The organism is Terrabacter carboxydivorans (assembly GCF_039532035.1).
Lineage (GTDB): Bacteria > Actinomycetota > Actinomycetes > Actinomycetales > Dermatophilaceae > Terrabacter > Terrabacter carboxydivorans.
The window spans coordinates 16,781-27,685 of the sequence record NZ_BAAARE010000012.1; the positions used below are offsets into that span (position 1 = coordinate 16,781).

General features: G+C 71.5%; 8 protein-coding genes. 3 read left to right on the forward strand and 5 right to left on the reverse strand.

Annotation, left to right across the window (positions count from 1 at the left end):
• Window positions 1-35: 35 nt before the first annotated feature.
• A complete protein-coding gene (locus ABD297_RS14155) occupies window positions 36-827 on the reverse strand; it encodes an electron transfer flavoprotein subunit beta/FixA family protein (RefSeq protein ID WP_344255601.1) in 792 nt (263 codons plus the stop codon).
• Window positions 828-1,075: 248 nt separating this feature from the next.
• Between ABD297_RS14155 and ABD297_RS14160 the strand changes: the two genes are divergently transcribed.
• Window positions 1,076-1,870: an SDR family oxidoreductase gene (locus ABD297_RS14160; protein ID WP_344255602.1), complete on the forward strand. Its 795-nt coding sequence runs from the start codon at window positions 1,076-1,078 to the stop codon at window positions 1,868-1,870.
• An 18-nt stretch (window positions 1,871-1,888) separates the two neighbouring features.
• On the opposite strand, the gene ABD297_RS14165 is transcribed toward ABD297_RS14160, so the two are convergent.
• The 3 genes from ABD297_RS14165 to ABD297_RS14175 form a co-directional block, all read right to left on the reverse strand.
• Window positions 1,889-2,236, reverse strand: coding sequence for a YqfO family protein (locus ABD297_RS14165; RefSeq protein WP_344255603.1), 348 nt, complete (start codon window positions 2,234-2,236; stop codon window positions 1,889-1,891).
• Between the two features lie 100 nt (window positions 2,237-2,336).
• Window positions 2,337-3,116 (reverse strand): enoyl-CoA hydratase/isomerase family protein, encoded by a 780-nt coding sequence (locus ABD297_RS14170; RefSeq protein WP_344255604.1) that lies wholly within the window; start codon window positions 3,114-3,116, stop codon window positions 2,337-2,339.
• Window positions 3,116-3,634, reverse strand: a complete 519-nt coding sequence (locus tag ABD297_RS14175) for a YbjN domain-containing protein (protein WP_344255605.1) — start codon at window positions 3,632-3,634, stop codon at window positions 3,116-3,118. Before ABD297_RS14175 ends, ABD297_RS14170 begins: the two co-directional genes overlap by 1 nt.
• A gap of 79 nt (window positions 3,635-3,713) precedes the next feature.
• Here ABD297_RS14175 and glgX point away from each other — a divergent pair, with 79 nt between their 5' ends.
• The gene (gene glgX / locus ABD297_RS14180; protein WP_344255607.1) at window positions 3,714-5,858 is read left to right on the forward strand and encodes a glycogen debranching protein GlgX; all 2,145 of its coding nucleotides are present in this window, start codon (window positions 3,714-3,716) and stop codon (window positions 5,856-5,858) included.
• 130 nt (window positions 5,859-5,988) lie between these two features.
• Here the strand turns inward: glgX and glgP are convergent, their stop codons facing one another.
• A complete protein-coding gene (glgP, locus tag ABD297_RS14185) occupies window positions 5,989-8,577 on the reverse strand; it encodes an alpha-glucan family phosphorylase (RefSeq protein ID WP_344255608.1) in 2,589 nt (862 codons plus the stop codon).
• Window positions 8,578-8,699: 122 nt separating this feature from the next.
• Here glgP and ABD297_RS14190 point away from each other — a divergent pair, with 122 nt between their 5' ends.
• Window positions 8,700-10,904 carry an alpha-1,4-glucan--maltose-1-phosphate maltosyltransferase gene (locus tag ABD297_RS14190; protein WP_425581175.1) on the forward strand — a complete coding sequence of 735 codons (2,205 nt, stop codon included), beginning with the start codon at window positions 8,700-8,702 and terminating at the stop codon, window positions 10,902-10,904.
• Window position 10,905: the final 1 nt, after the last annotated feature.

A 10,905-nucleotide genomic window follows, 5' to 3' on the forward strand; every position in this document is an offset into this window, starting at 1 on the left:
ATCTCCTTTGCTGGCTGGGAAGTTCAGGAGGAAGGTCAGACGAACTTGCGCTCGGTGAGGAACGCCGCGAGCTTGGCTCCGCCATCGCCCTCGTCGGCGACGATCTCGCCCTGGGTGCGCGGCGGGCGGGCGGCGAAGGACTCGACCTTCGTCCAGGCGGCGTCGAGGCCGACCTGCGAGGCGTCGACGCCGAGGTCGGCGAGGCTCCACTGCTCGACAGGCTTCTTCTTCGCGGCCATGATCCCCTTGAACGAGGGGTAGCGCGGCTCGTTGATCTGGTCGGTGACCGAGACGAGGGCCGGCAGCGTGGCCGTGATCGTCTGCGTCGAGGCGTCGCCGTCGCGGCGGATCGTCGCGCTGGTGCCCTCGACGGTCAGCTCGGACGCGAAGGTCACGGCCGGCAGGCCGAGACGCTCGGCGAGCATGGCGGGGACGACGCCCATCGTGCCGTCGGTGCTGGCCATGCCGGTGACGACGAGGTCGACCGCCGACTCGCTGCCGATCTTCTTGACGGCCTCGGCGAGCACGAGCGAGGTGGCGACGGCGTCGGAGCCGTGGATGGCGTCGTCACTGACGTGCACACCCTTGTCGGCGCCCATCTGCAGGGCCTTCTTGATGGCGTCGGCGGCGGCGGCCGGGCCGACCGTGAGCACGGTCACCTCGCCCTCGCCGGCCTCGACGATCTTCAGGGCCTCCTCGACGGCGTACTCGTCGAGCTCCGACAGCAGGCCGTCGACGTTCTCGCGGTCGGTCGTGTTGTCAGTTGCGTTGAACGTGCGCTCGGCCTGGGCGTCCGGCACGTACTTGACACAGACGACGATGTTCATGGGTGAACGTCCTCTTCCGTTGCTGGTGGTGGTGCTCATGGAGCTGCCGGAGGTCGCTCCGGCACTGCCCGCCATCCTCTCACTGAGCGCCCGCTCAGTCCGCACGCGTCTGGCGTGACGCTCACCACCAGGCCCACCGACGGCGTATGCCGGGGGCGACCTCGCGCGGCGACGGCGAGCCTCAGGGGTGGTCGGCGCCGCGCCGAAACCGTTTGTCCACGAGGGTTCCCGGTGCGCAGGATGGGGCCATGTCATTCGCCCCGACCCGTCCCGTCCCGTCCCGTGTCGCCCTCGTCACCGGGGTCGGGAGGCGGCGGTCGATCGGCGCGGAGCTGGCCCTCGGCCTCGCGGCCGACGGCTGGGACCTCGCGCTCGGCCACTGGCAGCCCTACGACGAGCGTCTCGGCTACGAGCGCGGTGACGACGACCCGGGGGCCGTCGCCGCGGAGTGCCAGGCGCTCGGGCGCCGCGTGGAGCTGCTGCCGGGCGACCTGGCCGACCCGGCGACGCCGGAGGCGCTGGTCGCCGCCGCGACCGAGCGGCTCGGTCCGGTGACGGGGCTCGTCATGTCTCACTGCGAGTCGGTCGACAGCGGCATCCTGTCGACGTCGCTCGAGAGCTGGGACCGGCACTACGCGGTCAACGCCCGCGCGACCTGGCTGCTGCTGCGGGCCCTCGCCGAGAGGCTGCCCCTCCAGCCCCCGGGCGGGCCGGCCGCGGCGCGCGTCGTGGCTCTGACGAGCGACCACACGACGCACAACCTGCCCTACGGATCGAGCAAGGGCGCGCTCGACCGCATCGTCATCGCGGCCGCCGGCGAGCTCGCCGACCGCGGGGTCCGGGCCAACGTCATCAACCCCGGGCCCATCGACACCGGGTGGACGGACGAGCGGATCCGCGCCCTGGGGACGGCCGAGACCCCGGCCGGCCGCCTCGGCACCGCGCGGGACACCGCCGACCTGGTCCGCTTCCTCTTCTCCGACACCGGGTCGTGGATCAACGGCCAGCTGCTCCACAGCAACGGCGGCTTCCGGACCGGCTGACCCGGACTCGCCGAGCCGTCAGACAGGCTCCACGGGCGCGGCCTCGAGGACGTGGAAGGCCGGCTCCTCGTAGGGGTGCGCGGCCCGGAGCGCCGCGACGACCGCACCGCGCAAGGAGCGGTCGAGGACGAGCTCGATGCGGTTCTCGGCGACCTTCTCGAGGTCACCGACGGCCCCGATCGTCGGGTTGGCGCCGTCCACCGGTCGGAACTGACCGGTGCCCGGGGTGACGAAGGCGCACTCCCGGTAGTCGCCCACCGCGCCGGCGCCGGCTGCGAAGAGCGCCTCGAGCAGCGTGTCGGTGTCACCGACGGGGACGTAGACGACGAGGACGTCGAGCGGTCCCCGCCCGGTGGGCGCGCTCACGCCTGCACCCCACCGGGACTCCGGCGACTCCCGCTGCGCTCGAGGCGGACCCACCGGCCGTGGCGCGGCGGGTCCGTCTCGTGCGGGACGTGGGTCCGGGTCATCGACCCTCGAACCGGGCCTTCCCGGGTCCCTGCTCGACGAACGACGTCATGCCGATCTCACGGTCCTTCGTCGCGAAGAGCGAGGCGAAGAGCAGCCGCTCGATCTCGAGCCCGGTCTCGAGGTCGACCTCGAGGCCCCGGTCGATGGCCTCCTTGGCGGCGCGCACCGCGAAGGACGCGGCACCGACGAAGGTCGAGGCCCACTCGCGCGACGCGGTGTAGACGTCGGCTGCCGGGACGACCTTGTCGGCCAGGCCGATGGCGAGGGCCTCCTGCGCGTCGACGAACCGGCCGCTGAAGATGATCTCCTTGGCGCGCGAGGCGCCGACGAGGCGTGAGAGGCGCTGCGTGCCACCGGCGCCCGGGATGATCCCGAGGAGGATCTCCGGCTGGCCCAGCTTGGCGTCGTCGGCGACGACCCGGAAGTCGCAGGCCAGCGCGAGCTCGCAGCCGCCACCCAGCGCATACCCCGTGATGGCCGCGATGACCGGCTTGGGGATGCGGGCGACCGCGCTGATCGAGCTCATGAGCGGCCCGGAGCGCTCGACCATGTCGGTGTACGACATGGACTGCATCTCCTTGATGTCGGCGCCGGCCGCGAAGACCCGCTCACCGCCGTAGACGATGACGGCCTTGACGTCGGCGCGCTCGGTGGCCTCGGCCGCCGCCGCGCGGATCTCCTCCTGGACCTGGACGTTGAGGGCGTTCATCTTGGGCCGGTCGAGGCGGATCGTGCCGATCCCGTCCTCGACCTCGAGCCGGACGAACTCGCCCATCAGGCGTCGCCGAGGGGGCCGGCGGGGGCGTCGTCCATCGGCAGCCAGGACTGGAAGAAGAAGCCGACGCTCTGCAGGATGTGGTTGACCGACAGCGGCACGAGGATGTCGAGGTCGGCGTTCGGGGTGATGACGTGCTCGGCCGAGACGACGAGGCTCTCCTGGACGAGCGAGAGCTTGACGATGTTGAGCTGCATCGTCAGGTCGTTGCAGCGGGCGAGCCGCTCGTTGCGGTCGGGCGACACCGGGTCGGCCAGCTGCCACTGGCCGAAGAAGCGGACGAGGGCCAGGTCGCCCTCGGCCACGCGGGCGAAGAGCGTCGTGCTCGTGCCCTGGTCGTCCACGATGGCGAACTCGAGGTCGCCGTCGCCGTCGATGCTCGCCTCGATGCCGAGGCCCTTCAGGACCTCGAGGATGCGGTCGCGCACCGGGGCGTCGCCGGCCGGGACGCCGTTGGGGGTGGGGCCGGCATCGGGCGTGCTCGGCATGAAGTTGGGCAGCGAAGTCGGATCGGTCATGCGTCCAACCGTAACGAGCCTGCGCGGCGAGGTCGATCCGGCCCGGGGGTGGCCTGGACCACCCCCTACGCTCAGACACATGTGCCCGCCCCAGCCCGCGACGCCCGACCTGCCTCCGGAGCTCGGGGCCTCGCTGACCGCGGACGGCGCCCAGTTCTGCGTCTACGCCGGTCACGCCCGCTCGGTCGAGGTCTGCCTGTTCGACGAGGGTGACGACGGCGCGACGACGGAGCGGCGGGTCCGCCTGAGCCACCGCGCCCACGGCACGTGGTTCGACACCGTCCCCGGGGTCGTGGCCGGGCAGCGCTACGCCTTCCGCGTCGACGGCGACTGGGACCCCGACCGCTCGCTGCTGCACAACCCCGCCAAGCTGTTGCTGGACCCCTACGCGCGTGCCGTCGAGGGTGGGGTGCACCTCGACCCGGCGCTCTACGCGCACCGGGTCGGTCCCGACCTCCGCGGCGACCTCTGGGTCCGCGACGACCGCGACTCGGCCCCCTTCATGCCGCGCTGCGTCGTCGTCGAGGACGAGTTCGACTGGGGTTCCGACGACTTCCCGCGGCGCTCGCTCACCGAGTCGCTCGTCTACGAGGTGCACGTCAAGAACGCGACGAAGCTGCACCCCGGCGTGCCCGAGGAGCTTCGCGGGACGTATGCCGGCCTGGCCCACCCCGCGTTCGTCGAGCACCTCCTGCGGCTGGGCGTCACGGCGGTCGAGCTGCTGCCGGTCCACACCTTCACGCACGAGCCCGACCTCGTGCTGCGGGGACTGTCCAACCACTGGGGCTACAACACCCTCGGCTTCTTCGCGCCACACGCGGCGTACGCCTCGACGGCCGACCCGCAGGGCGCCCTCGACGAGTTCAAGGCCATGGTGAAGGACCTCCACGCGGCCGGCATCGAGGTGCTGCTCGACGTCGTCTACAACCACACGGCGGAGAACTCCCGGGACGGCATGACCCTCTCGTGGCGCGGCCTCGACCAGCGGGCCTACTACCGCGTCGACGGACGCGGTCGCGACATCGACGTGACGGGCTGCGGCAACACCCTCGACCTGACCCACCCCGTCGTCGCCCGGATGGTGCTGGACTCGCTGCGCTACTGGGTGCAGGAGTGCCACGTCGACGGCTTCCGCTTCGACCTCGCCGTCGCCCTCGGGCGGGGCAAGGACGACGGCTACGACCGCGACCACCCCTTCCTCGTCGCGCTGCGCACCGACCCGGTGCTCTCGCGCACCAAGCTCATCGCGGAGCCGTGGGACCTCGGCCTCCACGGCTGGCGCACCGGGCAGTTCCCGCCGCCCTTCTCGGAGTGGAACGACCGCTACCGCGACGCGACGCGAACCTTCTGGCTGCGCGACCTCGCCGCCTCCGCGACGGGCGGGGTCGGCCACGGCGTGCGTGAGCTGGCCACCCGGCTCGCCGGCTCCCAGGACCTCTTCGACCGCCACGACCGGGGCACCATCGCGTCGGTCAACTTCGTGACCGCCCACGACGGCTTCACCCTCGCCGACCTCACGGCATACGACACCAAGCACAACGGGGCCAACGGCCACAGCGGCACCGACGGCTCCAACGACAACCGCTCCTGGAACCACGGCGTCGAGGGGCGCACCACCGACCCCGACATCTCGGCGGCCCGCCGGCGCTCGATGCGCAACCTGCTCGGGACGCTCCTGCTCTCGACCGGCGTGCCCATGCTCAACGCCGGTGACGAGCTCGGGCGCAGCCAGCGCGGCAACAACAACCCCTACTCGCAGGACAACGAGATCAGCTGGATGTCCTGGGACCTCGAGCCGTGGCAGGAGGACCTGCTCGAGACCAGCCGCCACCTCGCCGCGCTGCGGCGCGACCACGCCGTGCTCCGGCAGCGGGCGTTCTTCTCCGGCAGGAGCATCCACGCCGACGGCTCGACCGACCTCGCCTGGTTCGCGGCGGACGGTGAGCCGATGGGTGAGCGTTGGGACGGGCCTGCCGTCGCGGTGCTCCAGGCGCTCTACAACGGCGTCGCGATCTCCGAGCAGTCGGTGCTCATCGTCGTGAACGGCACGGCCGGTGGCGTCGACGTGACGCTGCCGTCCGCTCCCTGCGCGGCGGCCTACGAGCTGCTCTGGGACAGCACCGACGAGCGACCCGCTCCCCCGGGCGCACCCGTCCCCGCGGGGCACTTCGTCGCGATGGGCGCGTCGTCGATGCAGCTCTGGCGCTGCGTCGGGAAGGGCTGACCAGCAGCGCCCCGGTCGGCGGCGTCCCGGAACGAGGAGGAGCAGGCGCGGCGCGCGGCACTCATGCGCCCTCGGGATGCAGCAGAGCCCGGCCCCTCAGCGGGACCGGGCTCTGCGTCGAGTGCGACCGTCAGGCGTTGCGCGCGAGACCCATCTCGGCGGGACCGGCGAGGCCCTCGTGCTTCGGCACGACCCGGACGCTGTAGCCGAACGAGCCCGTGCGCCGCAGCGGCTGGGAGCCGGCGAACTGGTGCCGTCCGTCCTCGTAGGACTCGACGAGGGCGAGCGGGGCGACCTCCATGCCCCACAGCTCGTCGACGTCGTTGACGTGCCCGTGGACGAGCTGCACCTCGACGTCGTCGGGCGACAGGCCGTCGAGCGTGACGTAGGCGCGCAGGTCGAGGACGTCCCCGATCTGCGGCGAGTCCGACAGGCCCGAGGGTTCGACGTGCTCGACCCTGACCTTCGGCCAGGCCGCGCGGATCTTCGTCTTGTAGGCGGCGAGGTCCTTGGCGCCGGCGAAGTCCGAGCCTCCGACCGAGCGACCCGCACCGGCGGCGGGGCTGTAGAGCCGCTCGGTGTAGTCCTGAACCATGCGGCTCGCCAGGACCTTCGGGCCGAGCGTCTTGAGGGTGTGGGTCATCATGTCGATCCAGCCCTGCGGCAGGCCGGCGGAGTCACGGTCGTAGAACTTCGCGGCGACGTCGTTCTCGATGAGGTCGTAGAGCGCCGAGGCCTCGATGTCGTCACGGCGGTCGGCGTCCTCGACACCGTCGGCGGTCGGGATGGCCCAGCCGTTGCGGCCGTCGAACCACTCGTCCCACCAGCCGTCGAGGATCGAGAGGTTGAGGCTGCCGTTGAGGGCGGCCTTCATGCCCGACGTGCCGCACGCCTCGAAGGGCCGCAACGGGTTGTTGAGCCAGACGTCGCAGCCCGGGTAGAGGTGCTGGGCCATGGCGATGTCGTAGTTGGGCAGGAAGACGATGCGGTGGCGCACCTCGGGGTCGTCGGCGAAGCGCACCATCTCCTGGATGAGCCGCTTGCCGGTCTCGTCGGCCGGGTGCGACTTGCCGGCGATGACGAGCTGCACCGGGCGCTCGGGGTGGAGCAGCAGGCGCTTGAGGCGCTCGGGGTCGCGGAGCATCAGGGTGAGGCGCTTGTAGGTCGGCACGCGGCGCGCGAAGCCGATCGTCAGGACGTCGGGGTCGAGGACGTCGTCGACCCAGCCGAGCTCGGCGTCGCTGGCGCCGCGCTTGTGCCAGGAGGACTTGACGCGACGGCGGGCGTCGGCGACGAGCTTCTCGCGCATGACGCGCTTCGTCGCCCAGACGGCCTCGGCCGGCACCTCGTCGATGCGGTCCCACGCGTCCTCGCCGGCGATGTCGGCCGTGCCGAGGTACTTGCGGGCGACGTCGTAGACGGCCCGGTCGACCCAGGTCGGGGCGTGGACCCCGTTGGTGATGCTCGAGATCGGGACCTCGACGTCGTCGAAGCCCGGCCACAGCCCGTCGAACATCTCGCGGCTGACGACACCGTGCAGCTGGGAGACGCCGTTGGCGCGCTGCGCGAGGCGCAGGCCCATGACGGCCATGTTGAAGATGCCCGGCTGGCCACCCTCGTAGTCCTCGGCACCGAGGGCCAGCAGGCGCTCGACCGGCACGCCGGGGATCGCGTTGGGCCCGCCGAAGAAGAGGTTGATCTTGGCCGCGTCGAAGCGGTCGATGCCGGCGGGGACCGGGGTGTGGGTCGTGAAGACCGTTGCGGCGCGGACCGCCTCGAGGGCGTCGTCGAAGGTGAGGCCGTGGTCGCGGACGAGCTCGGTGATGCGCTCGACGCCGAGGAAGCCGGCGTGGCCCTCGTTGGTGTGGTAGACCTCCGGCGTCGGGGCACCCGACAGGCGCGACCACAGGCGCAGCGCACGGACGCCGCCGATGCCGAGCAGCAGCTCCTGCTCGAGGCGGGTGTCGCCGCCACCGCCGTAGAGCGACTCGGTGACCTTGCGGGTCTGCTCGTCGTTGCCGGCCACGTCGGAGTCGAGGAGCAGCAGGGGCACCCGGCCGACCTGCGCCTTCCAGACGTGGGCGTGCAGCTCGCGCCCGGCGGGCAGGCTGACGGTGACGACGGCGGGAGTGCCGTCCTCCTCGCGCAGCAGCGACAGGGGCAGGCCGTCGGGGTCGAGCACGGGGTAGGTCTCGACCTGCCAGCCGTCGCGGTTCAGCGACTGCTTGAAGTAGCCGGTCTTGTAGAAGAGGCCCACGCCGACGATCGGCACGCCGAGGTCCGAGGCGGACTTCAGGTGGTCGCCGGCGAGGATGCCGAGGCCACCGGAGTACTGCGGCAGCACGGAGGTGATGCCGAACTCGGGGCTGAAGTAGGCGATCGCGGCCGGGGCGGCCTTGCCGGCGCCCTCCTGCTCGCGGCTCCACGACTGGTACCACCGCTCGTCGGTGAGGTAGTGGTGCAGGTCCTCGTTGGCGACGACGACGCGACCGACGAAGTCGTCGTCGGCCGCGAGCGCCGCGAGCTCGTCGGCGGACAGGCGCGACAGGAGCTTGACCGGGTCCTCTCCCGCCTGGGCCCACTTGCGCGGACTGATGCTCTCGAACAGGTCGCGGGTCGGCGGGTGCCAGGACCAGCGCAGGTTGCTCGCGAGGACGCCGAGGCCCTCGATGCGGCTCGGCAGGACGGTGCGGACGCTGAAGCGACGGATGGCCTTCACAAGGGGACAGCATAGGGGGCGCCATGACGGGTTCTTGCAACCCTTGCAGCGGGGTTTCACCCACCGGACGGACCCGCTCCGCCTCATGGGCCAAACGCTGCAACTTCGATACGGTCGATTCCGTGACTGGCTCAGCGAAGAAGCATCGTTCCGGCAAGCCGACCCGCGTGCGCACCGCCGCTCCCCCAGCACCACGACGCGACGATGCCACCCCGACCGCAGACACCGCCTTCGTCGACGACACGTCGGCAGGAGCCGTCCACCTCGCCCCCGACCACCCCGTGAGCACCCCACCGACCGTCGAGGGTATGCCGGGTGGCGCGCTCCCCATGGGACGCATCCCCGTGAGCGACGTCCGTCCCCTCGTCGACGGTGGCACGCGCCCCGCGAAGTCCGTCGTGGGCGAGGAGTTCACCGTCCGGGCCAAGGTCTTCCGCGAGGGCCACGACGCCGTCAACGCCACGGCGGTGCTCACCGACCCCGACGGCTCCGACCACTACTTCGCGATGCACAGCGACAACCCCGGCCTCTCGGAGTGGTCGGCCACCGTCTCGGCCGACCGCGAGGGCTGGTGGACCTACCGCGTCGAGGGCTGGTCGGACCCCTACGCGACCTGGGTGCACGATGCCGGCATCAAGATCGCCGCGGGCGTCGACGAGGACCTCATGTGCGCCGAGGGCGTCCGGGTGCTCCAGCGCTTCGCCGAGTCGGTGCGCGGCCTCGGCGTCGACGCGTCCGAGATCGACAAGGGCGTCCTGGCGCTCGGCGACACCCGCTCCCCCGCCGCCCACCGCTTCGGCGCGGCGACCTCCCCCGAGATCATGGGGCTCGCCTCGCTGGTGCCGCTGCGCGAGTTCGTGTCGGCCTCCCCGGCATACTCCCTGCTCGTCGAGCGCGAGCGTGCGCTCTACGGCGCGTGGTACGAGATCTTCCCCCGGTCCGAGGGGGCGCACCGCGACGAGAAGACTGGCGAGTGGGTCTCCGGCACGTTCCGTTCCGCGGCCGAGCGCCTCCCCGCCATCGCCGCGATGGGCTTCGACGTCGTCTACCTGACGCCGATCCACCCCATCGGCACGACGGCCCGCAAGGGGCGCAACAACTCGCTCAGCGCGCAGCCGGGCGACCCCGGATCGCCTTACGCCATCGGCTCGCCCGACGGTGGGCACGACGCGATCCACCCCGACCTCGGCACCTTCGAGGACTTCGACCACTTCGTCGCCGAGGCCGGTCGTGCCGGGCTCGAGGTGGCGCTCGACATCGCGCTGCAGGCCTCGCCCGACCACCCGTGGGTGCAGACGCACCCGTCCCTCTTCACGACGCGCGCCGACGGCAGCATCGCCTACGCCGAGAACCCGCCCAAGAAGTACCAGGACATCTTCCCCCTCAACTTCGACAACGACCCCGCCGCGGCCTACGCCGAGGTCCGCCGGGTCATCCAGGTGTGGCTCGACCACGGCGTGCGCATCTTCCGCGTCGACAACCCGCACACCAAGCCGGTCGCCTTCTGGCAGTGGCTGATCGCCGACGTCGCCCAGGAGCACCCCGAGACGGTGTGGCTGTCCGAGGCCTTCACCAAGCCGGCGATGATGCACGAGCTCGCCAAGGCCGGCTTCCAGCAGAGCTACACCTACTACGCGTGGCGCAACGCCAAGTGGGAGCTCGAGGAGTACGGCCGCGAGCTCGCCGGAGAGACGACCGGGTCGGCCTACATGCGACCGGCGTTCTGGCCGACGACCCACGACATCCTCACGCCCTACATGCAGTACGGCGGCCCGACCGCCTGGAAGCTGCGCGCCGCCGTCGCCGCGACGATGTCCCCGACCTACGGCATCTACGCCGGCTACGAGCTCATGGAGCACGTCGCACGGCCCGGCGCCGAGGAGCAGGTCGACAACGAGAAGTACGAGTACAAGGACCGCCAGTGGTACCTCTACGAGCCCGGCGGTCCGCTCGAGAGCCGCTCGCTCGCGTGGTACCTGGGGCGGCTCAACGACATCCGCGGCTGGCACCCGGCCCTGCGCTGGCTGCGCAACCTGCGCTTCCACGCCGCCGACGACGAGAACGTCCTCGTCTTCAGCAAGTCGCGCGTGCTCGACCGGGCCACGGGTGAGCGCGACACCGTCCTCGTCATCGCCAACCTCGACCCGCACGCCACCCGTGAGACGTGGGTGCACCTCGACATGGAGGCTCTGGGTATGGCCACGTGGTCGACCTTCGAGGCACACGACCACGTCACCAACCAGACGTGGGAATGGCGCCAGGACAACTTCGTCCGCCTGGGGCCCGACTCCGAGCCCGTCCACATCATCCACGTGAGGAGCCACTGAC